18 protein-coding genes are annotated in these 17,832 nt (G+C 57.1%); 9 read left to right on the forward strand and 9 right to left on the reverse strand.

Annotated features, from left to right (window positions below):
- The first annotated feature begins 12 nt into the window (after nt 1–12).
- The 9 genes from OKX01_RS06040 to OKX01_RS06080 all read left to right on the forward strand — a co-directional run bounded on the left by OKX01_RS06040 (nt 13) and on the right by OKX01_RS06080 (nt 11,565).
- Nucleotides 13–1,143 carry a flagellar basal body P-ring protein FlgI gene (locus OKX01_RS06040; RefSeq protein WP_108727143.1) on the forward strand — a complete coding sequence of 377 codons (1,131 nt, stop codon included), beginning with the start codon at nt 13–15 and terminating at the stop codon, nt 1,141–1,143.
- Nucleotides 1,143–2,108, forward strand: coding sequence for a flagellar assembly peptidoglycan hydrolase FlgJ (gene flgJ / locus OKX01_RS06045; protein WP_108727144.1), 966 nt, complete (start codon nt 1,143–1,145; stop codon nt 2,106–2,108). The genes OKX01_RS06040 and flgJ overlap by 1 nt, the downstream gene beginning before the upstream one ends.
- A 105-nt stretch (nt 2,109–2,213) precedes the next feature.
- The gene (gene flgK, locus OKX01_RS06050) at nt 2,214–3,929 is read left to right on the forward strand and encodes a flagellar hook-associated protein FlgK (RefSeq protein ID WP_108727145.1); all 1,716 of its coding nucleotides are present in this window, start codon (nt 2,214–2,216) and stop codon (nt 3,927–3,929) included.
- A gap of 35 nt (nt 3,930–3,964) precedes the next feature.
- Entirely contained in the window at nt 3,965–5,182 is a 1,218-nt protein-coding gene (gene flgL, locus OKX01_RS06055) for a flagellar hook-associated protein FlgL (protein WP_094196116.1), read from the forward strand.
- A 123-nt stretch (nt 5,183–5,305) separates the two neighbouring features.
- Nucleotides 5,306–6,682 carry a methyl-accepting chemotaxis protein gene (locus OKX01_RS06060; RefSeq protein ID WP_319802199.1) on the forward strand — a complete coding sequence of 459 codons (1,377 nt, stop codon included), beginning with the start codon at nt 5,306–5,308 and terminating at the stop codon, nt 6,680–6,682.
- The gene (locus OKX01_RS06065; protein WP_249461627.1) at nt 6,682–7,119 is read left to right on the forward strand and encodes a hypothetical protein; all 438 of its coding nucleotides are present in this window, start codon (nt 6,682–6,684) and stop codon (nt 7,117–7,119) included. Before OKX01_RS06060 ends, OKX01_RS06065 begins: the two co-directional genes overlap by 1 nt.
- A 21-nt stretch (nt 7,120–7,140) precedes the next feature.
- Nucleotides 7,141–8,847 carry a methyl-accepting chemotaxis protein gene (locus OKX01_RS06070; RefSeq protein WP_094196119.1) on the forward strand — a complete coding sequence of 569 codons (1,707 nt, stop codon included), beginning with the start codon at nt 7,141–7,143 and terminating at the stop codon, nt 8,845–8,847.
- 121 nt (nt 8,848–8,968) lie between these two features.
- Nucleotides 8,969–10,879: a DUF294 nucleotidyltransferase-like domain-containing protein gene (locus tag OKX01_RS06075; protein ID WP_094196120.1), complete on the forward strand. Its 1,911-nt coding sequence runs from the start codon at nt 8,969–8,971 to the stop codon at nt 10,877–10,879.
- Entirely contained in the window at nt 10,876–11,565 is a 690-nt protein-coding gene (locus OKX01_RS06080) for a PolC-type DNA polymerase III (RefSeq protein ID WP_108727146.1), read from the forward strand. Before OKX01_RS06075 ends, OKX01_RS06080 begins: the two co-directional genes overlap by 4 nt.
- Here the strand turns inward: OKX01_RS06080 and fliR are convergent.
- The 9 genes from fliR to fliJ form a co-directional block, all read right to left on the reverse strand.
- Nucleotides 11,562–12,347, reverse strand: coding sequence for a flagellar biosynthetic protein FliR (fliR, locus tag OKX01_RS06085; RefSeq protein WP_094196122.1), 786 nt, complete (start codon nt 12,345–12,347; stop codon nt 11,562–11,564). The genes OKX01_RS06080 and fliR overlap by 4 nt on opposite strands.
- A 98-nt stretch (nt 12,348–12,445) precedes the next feature.
- Complete coding sequence (gene fliQ, locus OKX01_RS06090; RefSeq protein WP_003804652.1) at nt 12,446–12,715, reverse strand: flagellar biosynthesis protein FliQ; 270 nt, start codon at nt 12,713–12,715, stop codon at nt 12,446–12,448.
- A 9-nt stretch (nt 12,716–12,724) separates the two neighbouring features.
- Nucleotides 12,725–13,492, reverse strand: a complete 768-nt coding sequence (gene fliP, locus OKX01_RS06095; protein WP_107685427.1) for a flagellar type III secretion system pore protein FliP — start codon at nt 13,490–13,492, stop codon at nt 12,725–12,727.
- A gap of 7 nt (nt 13,493–13,499) precedes the next feature.
- A complete protein-coding gene (fliO, locus tag OKX01_RS06100) occupies nt 13,500–13,775 on the reverse strand; it encodes a flagellar biosynthetic protein FliO (RefSeq protein ID WP_094196124.1) in 276 nt (91 codons plus the stop codon).
- A gap of 30 nt (nt 13,776–13,805) precedes the next feature.
- A complete protein-coding gene (fliN, locus tag OKX01_RS06105) occupies nt 13,806–14,312 on the reverse strand; it encodes a flagellar motor switch protein FliN (protein WP_094196125.1) in 507 nt (168 codons plus the stop codon).
- Nucleotides 14,309–15,316, reverse strand: a complete 1,008-nt coding sequence (fliM, locus tag OKX01_RS06110) for a flagellar motor switch protein FliM (protein ID WP_094196126.1) — start codon at nt 15,314–15,316, stop codon at nt 14,309–14,311. Before fliM ends, fliN begins: the two co-directional genes overlap by 4 nt.
- On the reverse strand, nt 15,317–15,838 hold the full coding sequence (locus OKX01_RS06115) for a flagellar basal body-associated FliL family protein (RefSeq protein ID WP_094196127.1): 522 nt from the start codon (nt 15,836–15,838) through the stop codon (nt 15,317–15,319).
- Nucleotides 15,839–16,014: 176 nt separating this feature from the next.
- Nucleotides 16,015–17,370: a flagellar hook-length control protein FliK gene (locus OKX01_RS06120; RefSeq protein ID WP_264672610.1), complete on the reverse strand. Its 1,356-nt coding sequence runs from the start codon at nt 17,368–17,370 to the stop codon at nt 16,015–16,017.
- Nucleotides 17,371–17,382: 12 nt separating this feature from the next.
- Complete coding sequence (fliJ, locus tag OKX01_RS06125; RefSeq protein ID WP_108727147.1) at nt 17,383–17,832, reverse strand: flagellar export protein FliJ; 450 nt, start codon at nt 17,830–17,832, stop codon at nt 17,383–17,385.

A 17,832-nucleotide genomic window follows, 5' to 3' on the forward strand; every position in this document is an offset into this window, starting at 1 on the left:
ATGGCGTTTTCCATGAGTCGTACTCGTTTTTTTTCTTATCGCCATGTGCTGCAAGCAGCCATGCTGGCGGCGGGCCTGTTGTTGGCACCGGCCAGCCAGGCCGAGCGTATCAAGGATCTGGCCTCTATTCAGGGCGTGCGTGATAATCCGCTGATCGGTTATGGCCTGGTCGTAGGTCTGGATGGCAGTGGCGACCAGGTGCGCCAGGCCCCCTTCACCCAGCAAAGCTTGACCAATATGCTGTCCCAGTTGGGAGTAACGATTCCCCAGGGCAGCAATATGCAGCTCAAGAACGTCGCAGCCGTCATGGTGACGGCTCGTTTACCTGCTTTTGCCCGCCCTGGGCAGTCTGTGGATGTGGTGGTGTCTTCCATGGGTAACGCCAAGAGTTTGCGTGGTGGCACCTTGTTGATGACGCCTCTCAAAGGCGCGAACGGACAGGTCTACGCCATTGCCCAAGGCAATTTGCTGGTCGGCGGAGCGGGGGCTGAAGCCGGTGGTTCCAGCGTGCAGGTCAATCAGCTCAATGGCGGCACGATTCCCGGTGGCGCAACGGTCGAGCAAAGCGTGCCCACGACCTACGCACGAGATGGCGTGATCAATCTGGAAATGAATTCGTCGGATTTTGGTACAGCCCAGAACGTGGTGGCGGCCTTGAACAAGCAGTTTGGCCCGTCCACGGCGACCGCCCTGGATGGCCGTCTGATTCAGGTGCGTGGTCCTTTGGATCCGCAAGCTCAAACTGCCTTTATTTCGCATGTGGAAAACCTGCAAGTGAACCTGCCACCGGCACGGGCGCGCGTGGTGATCAATGCTCGTACCGGCTCAGTGGTCATGAACCGTACCGTCACGATTGATGAAGCCGCCATTGCCTACGGCAATCTGTCTGTGGTCATTAGCCGACAACCGCAAGTTAGCCAGCCGGATACGCCATTTGGCGGCGGTCAGACCGTTGTGGCCGATAGCACCCAGATTGAAATGCGCAGTGACAGCGGCTCTTTGCAACGCGTCAAGACCAGCGCCAATTTGGCCGATGTCGTCCGCGCCTTGAATGCTTTGGGTGCTACCCCTCAAGACTTGTTGTCCATTTTGCAGAACCTGAAAAGCGCAGGCGCTTTGCGGGCCGATCTGGAGATCATCTAATGACGGTGCAGTATTTCCCGCGTCCTGGTACAGGAACGCAGGTTTCGATTTTTGACCCGCAACAACTGGCCCAGTTGCGTCAGCGGGCCGGACAAGACGGCCAGAATCAGGCGACCCAACTGCAAGTGGCCCGCCAGTTCGAGTCCCTGTTTATTCAGAATATTTTGAAGCAGGCGCGGGCCGCCAACCTCCCGGGTGGCATGTTTGACACGCAGTCCGTGCGTATGGCGCAAAGCCTGGGGGACGAGCAACTGGCCATGCAATTGGCTGACCCAGGCATTGGCTTGGCCAAAGCCTTGCAAGCGCAGATGAGCGGGCAGTTCAGTGAGCCCTTTGGTGCTGCGTCCTATGATCCAGAAGCCGCTCAGTCACGTCGTGCGGATCTTCGCTCGCGCATGCCCAATGACCGCTCCATTGACGCGGCTTCCATTGCCGAACTGATCGACAAGCTCAGCAATAACAGCACAGTGCAGCGCGTGTATTCCTCGATTCAGGGCGCACCCAACCATATTCGCCAGTTTGTAGACCGCATGAATACGGCCGCCAAAGTGGCCGCCGAAGACAGCGGTGTCCCGGCCAAGCTGATTCTGAGCCAGGCCGCCCTGGAGTCGGGGTGGGGCAAGCGTGAAATCATGCACCCCGATGGCACCACCAGCCACAATCTGTTTGGTATCAAGGCGACCCCTTCCTGGAAGGGCAAAACGGTCGAGGTCATGACCACGGAATATCAGAACGGCGTGGCGCGCAAAATGACGCAGACTTTCCGTGCCTATGACTCCTATGCCGAGTCTTTTGCGGATTATGCCCGCCTGATTGGTAATAACAAACGTTATGAAAGTGTAAAACAAGCCGCTTCGCCTCAAGAAGCCGCTCAGCGTATTCAGGATGCGGGCTACGCCACCGACCCTTCCTACGCCAAAAAACTGATCTCCATCATGGCCTACTTTGATGGTGGCAAGTCTTAATTATTGATACAGGTCTAAATATTGCACCAAGGTGGTCGTTAAAAAGCAGCATGTTCATTTTTCGCCTTGGACACTACGGGCCGGGCAGGACAGAAAGGATTTGATATGAATCTCGCCAACCTTGGTATTTCCGGCTTGTTTGCCGCTCAAAAGCGCATGCAGGTGACGGGCCACAATATTAATAATATCGATACCCCTGGTTATAACCGCCAATCGGTTCTGGTCGAGACGGCGGGGTCGGTGGGAAGCGGCAGTGGCTACTATGGCCGTGGCGTGCAGGTGGTCACCGTGCAGCGTTCCCATGACAATTTCCTGTATCAGCAGTTGATGCGCTCGCAAACGGCTGGCGCGGCTCTGGTCAGCTATGGAACCGAAATCTCCCAACTGGACAATCTGTTCTCGGACCGCACGGTTGGTATCAGCCCGGCTTTGCAAAACTTCTTCAATGGCCTGGAAGCCGTCGCCTCGCAGCCAGCAGATTCTTCTGCTCGTCAGGAGTTGCTGGGCCGTGCCGAAAGCCTGGCCACGCAGGTTCGTGACGCGACGGCCTACATGAACCGCGTTAACGAGAACATCAATACGCAGGTGGGCACCACGGTTACCCAGATCAACAGCTATCTGGAACGTATTGATAACGTCAATAAACAGATCGTGGCGGCCAAAGGCACCACGCCCGGTCACGAACCCAATGACTTGCTTGATCAGCGTGAACAACTGGTGGCCGAGCTGGGCCAACTGGTGGACGTGAGTACGGTTGAGCAGGACGGACGGTTGAGCGTGACCACGGCAGGCGGTCAGATGCTGCTGGGCGGTGATCGTGTTTACCCCTTGCACGCCGTGCGTTCGGCTGAAAATCCCGAGCGTATGGTGGTCGGCTTTACGTCTGCCCTGAACGTGGACGGCAAGATGGTGGTGTCCGAGTTCCGCGAAGGTGCCATTAAAGGTGGCACCTTGGGTGGCTTGCTGCAGTTCCGTCAGGAAAGCCTGGAACCTGCCATCAATGCCCTGGGGCGTTTGGCCGTGGGGCTGGCCCACACCGTAAATGACATTCACCGCCAAGGCGTGGATTTGAAAGGGGAGGCGGGCAAAGATGTGTTCAGCGTCAGTGGCCCCAAAGTTATTGCCAATGGGAATAACCCGGTCAGCAGCGGTGTGCCTGGTGTGTCTTTTTACAAAGACCTGGTTGATCCGGCTGATCCCAGCAAGGGTTACACCCAGCCCGTCGACAAGCTAACGGGTGATAACTACCGCATCGAGCGCGTGGAGGGTGGTTTTCAGTTGCGCAACTTGAGCAGCAACGATGTGACCGCCCTGAATGGTCCGGATACGAACGGCGGGATTACACGGGTAGATGGTCTGGAAATTGATGTGTCCAGCTTAAAGAACCAGTCTCAGGATGGGGATTCCTGGTTGGTGCAGCCCACCGTCAATGCAGGCAGCAGCCTGCAGGTAGAGATCAAGCGTCCGCAAGATATTGCGGCCGCTGATAAAGACACCGGTTCGGCCAACGGCGCGATCGCTCAACAACTGGCCGATCTGCGCAATACCAAGGTGCTGGCTGACGGTTCGTTGAGCCTGAACGATTCTTTTGGTCAGATCGTGAACCGTATTGCGGTGCAAACACAGCAAAACGGCACGGCGGCCAAGGCGCAATTAAAGTTGATCGAGCAAAACTACGCCGCTCAGCAATCCTTGTCCGGCGTGAACAAGGACGAGGAATACATCATGCTCCAACGTTTTCAGGAGCAATATCAGGCGGCTGCCCGCCTGATTGATACCAGTTCGAAGATGTTTGACACCCTTTTAGGCCTGCGTAGTTGAGTACGGCTCTTTGGTCTTGAAATTGGAAACTTGCTATGCGTATTAGTTCTTCTCTTTTCTTTCAGACGGGCCTGACCTCGATCAACAAGCAGCAGTCCGATCTGATGCGGGTTTTTCAGCAGATGGGCTCGCAAAAGCGGATGATCACCCCGTCGGATGATCCACTGGCTTCGGCGCAGACGATCAATCTGGCGCAATCCCAGGCCATGGACAAGCGTTACGGTGAAAACCGCGAGGTGGCCATGCGTTCGTTGGGGGAAGAGGAAAACCTGCTCAACGCCGTCAACCTGCAGTTGCAAGGTATTCAGACCCGTCTGGTGGAAGCGTCTACCGGCACCATGTCCGATGCTGATCGCAGCACCTTGGCCACGGTGATGGAAAGTGCTCTGGATACCTTGTTTGGCTTTGCCAACACCAAGGATGGTTCAGGACAGTACTTGTTCTCCGGCTCGAAAGGCACGACGCAAGCGTTCGAGCGCTCGGGTAGCACCTTTACCTATACCGGCGATACCAATGGTCGCGATATTCAGGTTGAGCAAACCCGTCAGATGGACTCAGCCGACCACGGTCGTACCATTTTCGAGCGCGCCAATCCAGGTTCCACGGCCTACTTCACGCAGGCCAATGCCAATACTGGTTCGGCTGTGGTCAGTGCGCCCAATGGCAACTCTTCCTTAACGGGGGCAGAGGCCAACTACACCATCCGCTTTACGTCGGAGACCGAGTACGACATTGAAGTAAATGGTGCGGTGGTCAGCCAGGGTGTACTGGATGAGAACGAGCGTCAGCGCATCAACCTGCCCGGTGGCGTCAGTGTTCAGATTGAAGGCAAGCCTGCTGTGGGCGACAGCTTTGAGGTCAGCTCGGTAGATAGCACCAGCTCGGCTGACATGAACATGTTCAACACCTTGCAGTCGGTGGTTGAGGCTTTGCGTAAACCTGTCAGCGGTGATCCGGTTGCTCAGGCCGAGTTCCGCAATACGATGAACTCAGCCATGCAGCGCCTGGGTGAGAACTTCGATAACGTACAAACCGTGATCTCCTCGGTCGGTACGCGTATGAACGAAATTGATGCTTTGAGCGCCAACGGCGCGGCCCGCGCCTTGAACTACACCAATGAGCTTTCACGTCTGGAAGATCTGAATGTTTTTCAGGCTTCCACGGATCTGGAGTTGCGCAAGGCGGCGTTGGAAATGTCAGCCATGGCGTTTCAGACGATTCAGAGCATGAGTTTGTTCAATATGAATCGCTAAGTCTGCGTTCTTTTTTGGGTGGTTTTTCCTTAACCGGCAGTCAAGCACCACATGCGGGAATCTTCTATGCTTTTTAAGAATTTGAGTCTAAAGGTCGGTATGACCTTTTGTATTGCTGCTTTGATGGCATTGACAGTAGCCATGGCAGGCTGGGCCCTGTATTACTTTCATGGTCTGTTGGCCTTGGGCTCGGGCGACAAGGTATTGCGTACCTTGCAAGAGCAGCAAAGCACGTTCAATATCGTTCTGACCATTGTGCTGGTGCTGGCCGTGCTGTTGGGCCTGGCTGCTATCAGTTACTTCTTTCGCCGTGTGGTGCGTCCTTTGGGCGATTTTGCCAGCTACTTTGATGCGATTGCCAAAGGTGATCTGACCCAGCGTATCCGTGTGCTGACCGCCAATGAAATTGGTGATTTGTTCGAGTCGCTGGGCCGCATGCAGGAGTCCTTGGTCAAGACGACCACCACAGTGCGTCTGGGCCTGGAAGAGATCCACGCCGGTGCTCAGGAAATTGCCCAGGGCAATACCAATATCAGCAGCCGTACTGAAGAGCAGGCCGCCTCCTTGCAGCAGACCGCAGCCAGCATGGAACAGTTGGCTGGTACCGTCCGTCAGAATGCGGATAACGCTCAACAAGCCAACCAACTGGCTGCGACGGCCTCGGATGTCGCCCATCGTGGTGGCAGTGCTGTCAATGAAGTGGTTGCAACCATGCAAGGCATTTCGGCCAGCTCCAACAAGATTTCCGACATTGTGGGCGTGATCGACAGTATTGCCTTCCAGACCAATATTCTGGCTTTGAACGCTGCGGTGGAAGCCGCGCGAGCAGGTGAGCAGGGCAAGGGTTTTGCGGTGGTGGCGGCAGAGGTGCGAGCCTTGGCGCAGCGCAGTGCCCAGGCCGCGCGTGAAATTACCGCCTTGATCGAAGACTCGGTGCGTAAAGTAACTGAAGGTTCCTCGCAAGTGGAACGTGCTGGCGCCACCATGCAGGAAATTGTGGATTCCGTGCGTCGTGTGACCGACATTATGGGCGAGATCACCGCCGCCACGATTGAGCAATCTTCCGGGATTGATCAGGTGAACCGTGCCGTGTCGCAAATGGACGAAACGACACAGTACAACGCCCGTCTGGTGGAGCAGGCAGCCCTGGCATCGTCTGGCCTGAGCGAGCAGGTGACCAAGGTTAACCAGGCCATCGGGTTCTTTCGCTCTCCGGGTACGGAGGTCATTGATGTCAGCGCTCGTCGTGTTGCCAATCGCCGCAGTGCCAGTGTCTCCAGCTCCGACTCCGAACAGCGCCGCAGCCCCTCCTTGAAAGGCAGTACGCCAGCCGGCAAACCGGCCGGTACGGCAACTAAAGGCTTGTCCGCGCCGGTCAAGGCGGCAGCGCCCGCCAAAGCTTCGGCAACCGCTCAGGACGATAGCCAGCGCCTGCTGCGCCCCGATTTGAGCGGCAAACAAAACAGCGCATCTTCCGATGATGATTGGGAGGAGTTTTAATGTCTTTCACCCGACTAAGCCTCTGGGTCGGGCGGGGACGTAAGGCGCTGATAGGTTTGTGTTTGTTCACCCTGGCAGCGTGCGCTACCCAGGGTTCCTCTTTCAAGGCTTCGGGCTTGAATGATCTGATTCTGGGCCAGAGTACACGTGCCGATGCCGAGCTGTCCTTGCAAGGCCGCCCTCATCAGGTTTACCGACAGCTCGATGGCAGTGAAATGGCCGTTTGGTTCCAGGGCACAACCCTGGCAACGGATGCGGTCTATTTTCGACAGGAACTGTGGCTTCAGTTTGATGCCCAGGGGCGTTTCCAGCAAGTGGTCAAGCGCAGTCACATTCCTTCCGTGTACCGCGAGCAGGCGCGCAGCGCCGCCACCGGCTCGGTCACGATTGAACACCCTGGCACGGACATGATCACCATCTTGCCGGTCAGCCACTAGAGTTTTCTTTGGATTTAGCAAATGCTGGGTATTGAAAGCAGTCTTCCGTCCGCGTCCCGCGCTTCTAAACGTCGTTCCTCCAAATCGTTTCGCCCCAGCCTGAAGTCGGCTTCGGGGCTGAAAATCAGCACCATGCTGATGATTTGCATGGCTTTTTTCCTGGTTCTGATTGTCGCGGTAGGGGGGCTGGCCGCCTATTTTCTGCAGCAAAGCGGTGATGCCTTGCGCACGATCAATCGCCAGGATCAGCGTGCCATGCAGATTCTGCAACTGAACAACAATATGATGGAAGCCCGCGTCAGCCTGATGAGTGCGGCGCGCTTTTATCAGGAAGCGGGCATTGATAATGACGCCAATATGCTGCAAAGCGCAGACAATCTGGTGATCATGGCCAATCAGAAGCTGGATGAAGTGCGTAAGGCCTTTGCCGATATTCGCGCCAATATGCCTACCGAGCCTGAGTTGCGCCGCTTGGCTATGGGGCTGGTTGCGTCCTACCAGGCCTATCTGGACGACGGGATTGAACCCATGGTCCAGGCCCTGGAAACCCGTGACTACAGTACGTTCTACTTTGTCAGTGAGGGTTTTGGTGTTTTGCGTGCTGCCACCTTCCAGTTTCGCATTGAGGAGCTGAGCAAGTTCTACAACGACCAGACGGATGTGCTGCTGGAGCAGACCGAGCTGCAAACCCGTGTGGCCAACATCGTCATTGCGGTGGCCTTGTTGCTGGGGCTCGCCATTATTGTGGCAATGCGTCTGATACTGGGTCGTGCCGCTTTGAAGCCCTTGCGTGAAGCCGGCATGCACTTTGACTATATTGCCAATGGTGATCTGACCAAAAAAATTACCTACCGCTCGGCCAATGAGGTGGGGGTTTTGTATGACTCCATGCGTCGCATGCAACAAAGTTTGCAAAGCATTGTGCTGACCGTGCGCCAAGGTGTGGACGAAATTGCGTCGGGTTCTTCGCAGATTTTTGCAGGCAATACGGACCTGAGCTCCCGTACCGAGCAACAGGCTGCCGCCTTGCAGGAAACCGCAGCCAGTCTGGAAGAGTTGGCCAGCACAGTGCGTCAGAACGCGGACAATGCAGGTCAGGCAGACCAATTGGCTCATAACGCTGCCAAGGTGGCTCGCCAGGGAGGGGAGTCGGTTGGCGCGGTGGTCAACACCATGAATCAGATTTCTGCCCGTTCTGGTCAGGTGGCTGACATCGTGAATGTGATCGATGGCATTGCCTTCCAAACGAATATTCTGGCCCTGAACGCGGCCGTGGAAGCAGCTCGCGCTGGTGAGCAAGGCAAGGGTTTTGCGGTGGTGGCCGGTGAAGTACGCAGTCTGGCCCAGCGTAGTGCGCAAGCGGCCAAGGAAATCAAGGGTTTGATTGAAGCCTCGCAAAACGAAGTGCAGACGGGTACACAGCAAGTGGCCAGTGCGGGCGACATTATTCAAGAAGTGGTGCGTGCGGTGAACAGCGTGACCACCTTGATGAGCGAGATTTCTTCCGCTTCCCAAGAGCAAACTGCCGGTATCGAACAGATCAACACGGCAGTGGCTCAGATGGATGCTGTGGTGCAGCAAAATGCATCACTGGTGGAAGAGGCGGCGGCCGCGGCAGGCTCCTTGCAGTCGCAATCAGAGACCTTGGCCGAGGCCGTATCCCAGTTCAAGGTGCAGGAAGGCGACGTGATCGACATGAGCGAGCGCGACTACGATCGTTTGCGTTAAGCGTTTTGCGGGGAAAAAACAGGCCTATGCCTATAGTTGAAATCCCCTAGAAAAACAGGGCTTGTGAAGGCCATGCTGCATGGCACAATAATTCTTTGTCTATAGCCAGCAGAGACGCCCCATGTCCTTCGCGATTCCCGGTGAATCCGTGGCCAAGACGGCGGTGCGCCAAAAGGCGCCCGGCATCTTGGCCTGGTTGATTGCTTACCCGCCTTTTGATCAGATGCAGGCTCAGCATGGCGATTACCTGATCGAACATAGCGAGCTACGGTTCTTTTCAGCCGGACAGGTGCTGCTGGAAGAAGGCGCGCGGGTTGATCAGCTTTACATTGTTCGCCAAGGGCAAATTAGCTGCCAGGAGCATGGCGAGACGCACGACTATGTGGAAGGAGATCTTCTGCCCGTGCGTGAGCTGGTCTCGGGACAGGCCCTGGGTAGTGCTTACCAGGTGCAGGAAGACTGCTTTACCTTGTGCGTGTCCGGTGAAGCCGTTGCCCATCTGCTCAGTACGAGCGAACCATTTCGGGATTACTGCCTGCGAGGTACCAGCAGCTTGCTGGCTTCGGTCTGGCGCAGTGCCCAGCAAAGTGCCAGTGCGGATTTGGGTGCCAGCTATACCTTGGACATGAGTCTGCAGGCGATGACAGAACGCGGTTTGCTCAGTTGCTTGCCAGACTGTCCGGTAGAGCAGGCCGTCAAAGACATGCATGAGCGTCAGGTCAGCAGCATAGTGGTCGTTAATCCCGACCAGCATTTGCTGGGCATCTTTACCTTGCGAGATTTGCGTCGCTTGGTGGCGGGCGGCCAGTACGACCCGACTCAGGCCATGTCGCAAGTCATGACACCGGATCCGGTCTGGCTGGTGCCACAGTCTTCGGCCTTTGATGCGGCCTTGCTGATGGTGGAGCACCAAATCGGCCATATTTGCTTGGTTCAAGACCACAAGGTCGTGGGCATGGTGTCCGAGCGTGATGTGTTTTCTTTGCAACGCGTGGATCTGGTGCATTTGTCGCGTGCCTTGCGCTGTGCACAGGACGTGTCGGTGCTGGTGCGCTTGCAGTCGGATATTGGGCGGCTGGTCGATGCCATGCTGGCTCACGGTGCACGATCCGAGCAATTGACGGCTGTTATTACGCGCCTGAATGACCACACGGTTCAGCGCACGATTGAATTGACCTTGCCCGGCTCCGGCTTGGATGAGATCGAGTTTTGCTGGCTGGCTTTTGGTAGCCAGGCCCGTGGTGAGCAAACCCGTCACACGGATCAGGACAACGGGATTGTGTTTGTCGCCAACTCCCCCGAACAGGCTAAGGCCTATCGAGCCTTGCTCTTGCCTTTTGCGCGTCGGGTCAATGAAGCCCTGGATCGCTGCGGGATGGTCTGGTGTACTGGCAATATCATGGCCAGCAATCCTGAGCTGTGCCTGTCTGAGGCCGAGTGGTTGCATCGCTTTCAGATCATGATCGAACGGCCTGCCCCCGAGCAGTTGCTGGAGTCCACGATTTATTTTGATTGCCGTGCCATCTGGGGCCAAAGCAGCGTGTTGCAGCGCATGCAGCGTCGGGTTCTGGGTATGGTGAATGATAATCCTGTGTTCCAGCGCATGCTGGCCCAAAGTACCTGTCAGACCCGTATTCCCAGCGGTAAAAAACGCAGTCGCCTGGAAGCCTTGATGGGGCAGGGCGATGACAAGTTGGATATCAAGAAACAGGCCTTGGCACCGATGGTGGATGTGCTGCGTGTGCTGGCCCTGGCCCATGGTTGCGAATTGCCCTCCTCCATGGACAGGCTGGCTGTGCTGACCCAGCGTGGTGTTTTTACGGCCGAGGAGTCAGAAGGCCTGCGTGAGGCCTACCGTTATCTGCAATTGTTGCGCTTGCAGCATCATCAGACCCAGTTGCAGGAGGGGCAGGAACCTGACAATCTGGTGCGCTTGAGTACTTTGGGCGCATTGGATGCGCGTGTCTTGCGTGAGGCCTTGTCCCAAGTGCGTCGTGCCCAACGTATTCTGGCTTTCCGGTATCGCTTATGAAATGGCTCTCGTGGCTACCTTGGCGCAAACCCTCGTTTGCTGCACGCAGCCTCTCCTTGTCCTGGAGCGCAATAGACGAGCAGGCGTTGGATAACGCCGCTTTTACCGTGCTGGATCTGGAGACCAGCGGTTTGGATCCCAAGCGTCACCATATTGTGCAGATCGGTGCGGTACGGTTGGAAAGCGGTTCCATTGCCTTGGGTAATGTCTGGTCCGGTCTGGTTCGGACTCATGGTGAGCGCAGCCCGGAAAGCCTGCTGATTCATGAGATCAGCCCACAGCGACAGGAGCAAGGCGAGCCACTGCCACAGCTCATGCGTGACTTTGCGCGTTATTCAGAGAACACGGTGTGGGTGGCCTGGGACGCCGACTTTGATCTGGCATTTCTGGATCGTGCCTGGCCGCAGGCAGGTCTGGAGCAAGCCCGGCCTTTGATTCTGGACCTGGCCGAGCTGGCTGCTTGTGTATTGCCTGAGTGGCGTGGCCGCCGCCTGGGTCTGGACGATTGTCTGAGATATTGTGGCCTGCCTGTCAGTGACCGCCATGATGCCTTGGGTGATGCCTTGGTCAGTGCGCAGTTGATGCAGCTCTTGATTGGGCGTGCCCGGCAAAAAGGCGTGGTGACCATCGGGCAGGCCCGGCGCCTGATGCAGTCACACAAGCAACGGCAGGCCCACGCGTTTTAAGGGCCGGCCAGCCCGAAGGCAACTCGCATCATGGCTTCGTAGCCGGAATTGAACAGTTGGGCCAGGAATGGGGTGGTTTGCGGGATCACGACCACGAGCAAAGTCAGACCGACCGTCAGCGTAATTGGGAAACCAACGGCAAAAATGGTCAGTTGCTGGGCGGTACGGTTCAAGATTCCGAAGGCCAGGTTAATCGTCAGCAGCACAATAATCAGCGGCAGGGCCAGCAACATGCCTGAGACCCAGAGCTCACTGCTCCAATCCAGCAAGGCACCCCAGCCATTGATGTGCAGGTCAGCTCCGATAGGCAGCACATGGAAGGTGCGAACCAGAACACCGAGCAAGAGCAGGTGACCGTTCAGGGCCAGAAAGGTCAGCACGGCAATCACGTTCAGCAAACGTGACAGCACGGCGGTATTGGCGCCGGTAGCCGGGTCAAAAAATGAGGCAAAAGACAAACCCATTTGCAGACCGATAAACTCGCCTGCCGTTTGCACCGCCGCAAACACGATACGCATGGTCAACCCTAGCGCAATCCCGATGAAGACTTGTTGAGCTGCAATCAGCAAAGCCTCGTAAGAGGCGGTGGGCAGGTCGGGCAGGGGCGGCAGGGAGGGCGCGATAATCAGGGTCAGGACAAAACCCAGACCCACTTTGGCCCGCTTGGGGATCGCAGATTCGCTGAAAAAGGGAACGGTGGCCAGGGTGGCCAGAATACGGATGAAGGGCCACAAAAAGGCATTAAGCCAGGCATAGAGCTGGGCAGAATTCAGGTCGAGCACGGCAGCAAACCTAGGGCCTGTTGAGTGAACAAGGCCCTGCGCTTGGCCAGTCACACGGTGGTGTACTCACAAAGGGCTCCTTGTCGCGGTGGCCGGTCTTAGTTGACCAGTCCAGGAATGCCTCGCAAGAGGCCCTGCATGTAGTCGACCATATTGTTGATCAGCCAAGGGCCCAGCAGCACAACGGTAATACCCATCGCCAGCAGCTTGGGGATGAAGGACAGTGTCATCTCGTTGATCTGGGTAGCCGCTTGAAAAATACTGATGCCCAAACCGACCACCAGCACCACAATCAACATGGGGCCGGCCATGGACAGGGCCAGTTTCAGGGCGGTATAGGTCATGGACATGACGGTCTCGGGAGTCATGGCAGTCCTTTATTGGTAGAAGCTGCGGGCCAGGGAGCCGAGCAGCAGATGCCAGCCATCGGCCAGCACAAACAGCATGAGCTTAAAGGGCAGCGAGATGGTCACCGGCGGGACCATCATCATCCCCAGGGACATCAGGACGCTGGCAATGACCAGGTCAATGATCAGAAAGGGAATGAAAATCGTAAAGCCGATCTGGAAGGCAGTTTTCAGCTCGCTGGTCACAAAAGCGGGCACCAGCACGCGCAAGGGCACGTCTTCCGGCGTCTGCAGCTCAGCCACGCCCGCCATATCGCCAAACAGCTTCAAGTCCGCCTCGCGGGTCTGATGCAGCATGAATGTTTTCAGGGGCTGTGCGCCTTGCTCCAGCGCGGTCTCAAAGCTGATCTTGTTTTCCGACAAAGGTTTGTAGGCGTCTTGATAGACCTGATCAAACACCGGCGACATGACAAAGAAGGTCAGAAACAGGGCCAGGCCCACCAGCACGGTGTTAGGTGGTGCTGTACCCGTACCCATCGCATTTCGCAGCAGCCCCAGCACAATGATGACGCGGGTAAAACCGGTCATCATCAGCAAGGCGGCTGGCAGAAAGGACATCATGGTCAGCATGGCCAGTGTCTGGATGCTGAGTGACCAGGTCTGCGAACCGTTCGGGCCGGCTGTGCTGGTAATGGCCGGAATAGCCTGTGCCCAGGTCTGGGACGGCAGGAACAGGCCAATCAAGGCCAGAAGCACGATCAGGCCAGTGCGCTGGGCGGGAGAAAGGTGTGCGGTCATGAGGCGGTCAGCGGGGCGCACGGTGCTGGTCCAGATGGGCCTGGAAGTTCGGTTCGGAGCCAGCAGGGTTCGCGGTGTGCAGCAGGCTGATCTGTTGAGGGGTGATGCCAATCAGAATTTCCTGGCCATCGATCTGCACCAAGGCCACACTGCTGCGTGGCCCCAGGCGTTGATTGTCCAGAATCTTGATACGTTGCTGGTTCTTGTTTTTCAGCAGCCCGCCACGACGGGCAACCCAGGCGGCTGCCAGAATCAGGCCTACAACCAGCAGCAGGCTAAGCATGATTCTGACGAGCTGGGCTTGTTCCATGCTCTAGCGGCGGCCGTTCAGGCGCTGGATACGGTCCGATGGGGTCACGATGTCGGTGACGCGAATACCGTATTTATCGTCCACCACGACCACTTCACCTTGCGCAATCAGGTAGCCGTTCACGTAAATATCCAGCGGCTCACCGGCCAGGCCGTCCAGTTCCACCACCGAGCCCTGGCCCAGTTGCAGAATGTTCTTGATGGTCAGACGTGTGCGGCCCAGTTCCACCGATAACTGGACTGGAATGTCCATGATCATGTCGATATCGGTGGTGGCATTGGTCTGGGCGTGCTCTATGGGCGGGAACAGATTGCTGGCTGGGCTGGGCTCGTCGTGCACAGGAGCGGCGGCGCTTTGCTCGGCCAGGGCCGAGGCCCAGTCATCCTGCAGGGGCTGTTCCAATCCTTGGGCTTGGGTGCTGCTTTGGCTGCCAGCCTGTTGCTCAGCCATCGCGGCTGCCCAGTCGTCCTCGGGCGCAGACCGGTCGTTAGGGTTGTGAGGGTCGCTCATAGGGACTTACCTTTAGTCAAATCGCTGTCGTGGGTGGCCAAGATGTTTTCTACCCGCAAGGAGTAGCGGCCGCCGGAGGTGCCATACTGGCATTCCAGAATCGGTACACCATCCACGTGGGCTTCAATAAGGGTGGGGATTTCAATCGGCAACACATCATTGACCTTGAGCTGAGTCAGTTCGGCAATGGTCATGTCTATGTTGACGAAGTTGGCAATCAGTTCGACCTCGGCGCTGCGCACCTGGCGCGAGAGCTGGTGAGTCCAGCGCTGGTCAATGTCGTTGGTGCCTTTGTCTTGCAAGGGGCGCGTCAGAAGGTCGCGCACCGGCTCGATCATGGAGTAGGGCAGGCAGATGTTCAGATTGCCGCCTTGGGCACCAAATTCAATATTGAACGAGGTCACCACCACGATGTCGTTGCTGCTGCTGATGCTGGCAAACTTGGTGTGCATCTCTGAGCGCATGTACTCCGCTTCCAGCGGGTAGATGGACTCCCAGGCACCACAGTAGCTCTCCAGGGTCAGGGTCAGTAAACGCTGGATGATGCGCTGCTCGGTGGTGGTGAAGTCGCGGCCCTCGACACGGGTGTTGTAGCGGCCATGGCCACCAAACAGGCTGTCGATAATCAAAAAGACCAGGTTCGGGTCGAAGGTAAACAGCGACACGCCGCGCAAGGGCTTTAAGGACACCATGTTCAGATTGCTGGGCACGGGCAGGTTGCGCTCGAAGTCCGAGTACTTCTGAATACGAATGGAGCCGACGGTAATGTCCGCGTTGCGGCGCATGAAGCTGAGCATGGTCGAGCGCAAGCGACGGGCAAAACGCTCGTTGATCAGCTCCAGGGTCTGCATGCGGTGACGCACTACCCGGTCTGGCGAAGTCAGGTCATAGGCCCGTACGCCAGTCAGGTTTTCATTTAAGGGCTTGGTGTCAGCGCCTTCGCCGGTAACACCGGCCAGCAGTGCATCGACTTCGTCTTGGGATAGGAAGCTCTGATACGACATTTATTGGATGACAAAGGCGGTGAACAGGACATCATTGATGGTCGGTACAGCGGTATTGAGCGCGTAGGGCTCTTTCAGGCCGGCGCTAAGCTGTGCAACCAAGGCTTGACGCCCTTCGGAAGTCTGGATGTAGGTGGGGCGCTGTTCAGCCAGAATCTTGAGTACGCGGTCACGCACCATCGGCATGTACTCCACCAGCATGGCACGCGAGCCATCGTCCTGGACACGCAAGGTAATGCCTACGTACAGGATGCGCGAGCGACCATTCTCGTTCAGGGTGACGGTAAAGGGATCCAGGGGCGCAAAGATGGGCTTGACGTTGACTTTGACCTCCGGGGGGGCATCAGGCGCAGTTGCGGCTTCAACCGACTGGCCTTTTTCTGCCCAGGCCAACCAGGCAGGCGTGCTGCTTTGTTGCAGGGAGTAGTACAGCGTTGCGCCCACGCTAGCGGCGATAATAAACAGAACCAGCAGACCGGTTTTCATCAGGCGTGCAAGTTTGGTGGGTGCTTTTCGGGCCATGTGATGTGAGCGTTGAATTTTCTAGCGTATGACAAACAGACAAACGCATGTCTGGCCTGAGCCTGACTGCATGCCTGAGCTATTGTGCCGGAGGTCAGACAGGACAGGCCCGGCGAATAGACGCTGCTTTTCGAGCTTAATCATGCTTTTTGCCGGGCTGTCTGTGAGGCTGTGAGTCAGGCGAAGGTATCAACCAGCGCGTCAGGATTGAGCGAGCGGGTAGTGCTGCTGTTCACCAAGGAGCCGGTCTCGTCAGGCAAAGCCATCCCATCCAGGCTGAAGCGGGGTTGATCGCCCTGATTGCCCTTGGCCGCCAATTGCTCGTGAAAAGCTTGGTGCGAGGCGTGCTGGTCACCTACATCGGCCTGTCCCAGGCTCAGGCCACTGTCTGCAAACTGCTGTTGCAGTTGTTGCAAGGACTGTTCCAGGGTGTGGCGGACTTGGGCGTGGGGCGAGGTAATCATGGCGTGGGCCACGCCATCTTGCATCTGCAAGGTAATGCGCAAGGGGCCCAGTTCGGGTGGATCCAGGCGAATATCAGCACTTTGAACGCCCCCCTGAGCCTGTTGGGCCAAAGAGATCATTTGACGGCCCATGGCGGCTCCCCATTCGGGGGAGTGAACCGGCGTGGCAACGGCCAGCGTCATGGGACTGGGCAAAGTCGCTGGGCTGTGGGTCTGGGTAGCGCCCGGTGTGGTGGTCAGTTGGGCCAGCAAGGACGCATCTAGCGCCGGCAGGTTCAGATTCACGCCAGCACGCGCATCTTCAGCAATTTGTCGACCAAAGGCCGCCAGGCTGGCCGATGCTTCATCCATCAACTGAGTCTGGGACCAGACCGCCGTGGTGGAGATGTCGGCGCTAAGCGGCTTGTGATTGAGCACTTGCGTGGCATGGATGGCAGGTTTGCGGGCAGCCATGGCAGCGACTGGATTGCTGATTTCCACGATTTTGGGCGTAGTCAGTTCAGCCTTCAGGTCAACGTCGGTTCGCACCTCAGCCGCGCTCAAGGGGAGCGTCTGAGGCTGTCGGCGGATGTTGTCATTCAAGTCGGTCGCCAGAATCTGGCGTGTATCAGCCCCTTTCAGAGGCAGCTTGCTATCGGTTTGTGCCGCGTTGAGATCGGCCTTGCCATTTTTGATGGCCTGCACTTGAGACAGAATCGACAAGGCCATGGCGGGTAGGCCACTATTGGCCTGAGCCTCGGTGTCCAGGTTCAAATCGCTTTGATCGGCAAGCAGCAGGGCAGGGTCCTTGATCAGGGTGTCCAGCTCGCTGGTGTCGGCTTGTTCGGCTACCGCGTCTGCCAGTTTGGGATTGTCTGTAGGAACCTGGGTTTTGGCGCTGTCCTGTTTGGCAGGTGCCGGTGTTTTGCCAGCTCCTTTGTTTTGCACCTGTTGCTGTTGCGTGTGCAAGTGCCGGGCAAAACCTTCGTCTTTGGGCGCATGCGCAGCCGCAGGCCCGGCCGTGTGAGTGGCGGGGGCCGAGGGTGCGGCAGGGGCCGCAGGTAAAACCGAAAGAGAGGGCGAAGTCATGGCGGCGCTTGTTTAATAGGCGGTCTGGCTACGGGTAAAGAGACGAGCAGCGATTTCATCGCTGTTTCGTTGTTCCATTCTTTGTTGCTGGACTTGTTGAGTCTGGAGTCGGCGGTCGATCAAGGTTTCATAGGCCTTCAAGCGTTGCAGGTGGCCATACCAGAGCTGGCGTCCCTGCTCCATTTTCTCTTCCAGCGCTTGGATAACACTATTTTGCTGGGAAATGGCTTGGTCCAATGTCACGATAAAGCGGCGGAAATTGTGGTAATTCGCCATGGTTACCCCGGTTTGACCCACATTCAGCAAGCGCTGGGCGTAGTCCTGGCGATAGGTTTGCAACATGTCCAGCTGCGAATGGGCGGCATCGCGCTCCGTGCGCAGCTCTTGCAAATGGCGGGCCGCATCGTCCACATTGTTCTGACTGAGATCGACCAGCGTTTGTAAAGAGGCATTGGCTTTCAT

It is taken from the genome of Alcaligenes sp. SMD-FA (assembly GCF_025960365.1).
GTDB classification, from domain to species: Bacteria; Pseudomonadota; Gammaproteobacteria; order Burkholderiales; family Burkholderiaceae_B; genus Alcaligenes; species Alcaligenes aquatilis.

What these genes read in the sequence shown, in the direction of transcription:
- OKX01_RS06115 (WP_094196127.1), bottom strand. Translation starts at nt 15,838, where the DNA reads ATGGCCCGAAAAGCACCCACCAAACTTGCACGCCTGATGAAAACCGGT.
- flgL (WP_094196116.1), top strand. Translation starts at nt 3,965, where the DNA reads ATGCGTATTAGTTCTTCTCTTTTCTTTCAGACGGGCCTGACCTCGATC.
- flgJ (WP_108727144.1), top strand. Translation starts at nt 1,143, where the DNA reads ATGACGGTGCAGTATTTCCCGCGTCCTGGTACAGGAACGCAGGTTTCG.
- OKX01_RS06070 (WP_094196119.1), top strand. Translation starts at nt 7,141, where the DNA reads ATGCTGGGTATTGAAAGCAGTCTTCCGTCCGCGTCCCGCGCTTCTAAA.
- fliP (WP_107685427.1), bottom strand. Translation starts at nt 13,492, where the DNA reads ATGACCGCACACCTTTCTCCCGCCCAGCGCACTGGCCTGATCGTGCTT.
- fliM (WP_094196126.1), bottom strand. Translation starts at nt 15,316, where the DNA reads ATGTCGTATCAGAGCTTCCTATCCCAAGACGAAGTCGATGCACTGCTG.
- OKX01_RS06080 (WP_108727146.1), top strand. Translation starts at nt 10,876, where the DNA reads ATGAAATGGCTCTCGTGGCTACCTTGGCGCAAACCCTCGTTTGCTGCA.
- fliO (WP_094196124.1), bottom strand. Translation starts at nt 13,775, where the DNA reads ATGCTTAGCCTGCTGCTGGTTGTAGGCCTGATTCTGGCAGCCGCCTGG.
- flgK (WP_108727145.1), top strand. Translation starts at nt 2,214, where the DNA reads ATGAATCTCGCCAACCTTGGTATTTCCGGCTTGTTTGCCGCTCAAAAG.
- OKX01_RS06120 (WP_264672610.1), bottom strand. Translation starts at nt 17,370, where the DNA reads ATGACTTCGCCCTCTCTTTCGGTTTTACCTGCGGCCCCTGCCGCACCC.
- OKX01_RS06040 (WP_108727143.1), top strand. Translation starts at nt 13, where the DNA reads ATGAGTCGTACTCGTTTTTTTTCTTATCGCCATGTGCTGCAAGCAGCC.
- OKX01_RS06065 (WP_249461627.1), top strand. Translation starts at nt 6,682, where the DNA reads ATGTCTTTCACCCGACTAAGCCTCTGGGTCGGGCGGGGACGTAAGGCG.
- fliN (WP_094196125.1), bottom strand. Translation starts at nt 14,312, where the DNA reads ATGAGCGACCCTCACAACCCTAACGACCGGTCTGCGCCCGAGGACGAC.
- OKX01_RS06075 (WP_094196120.1), top strand. Translation starts at nt 8,969, where the DNA reads ATGTCCTTCGCGATTCCCGGTGAATCCGTGGCCAAGACGGCGGTGCGC.
- OKX01_RS06060 (WP_319802199.1), top strand. Translation starts at nt 5,306, where the DNA reads ATGGCATTGACAGTAGCCATGGCAGGCTGGGCCCTGTATTACTTTCAT.
- fliJ (WP_108727147.1), bottom strand. Translation starts at nt 17,832, where the DNA reads ATGAAAGCCAATGCCTCTTTACAAACGCTGGTCGATCTCAGTCAGAAC.
- fliQ (WP_003804652.1), bottom strand. Translation starts at nt 12,715, where the DNA reads ATGACTCCCGAGACCGTCATGTCCATGACCTATACCGCCCTGAAACTG.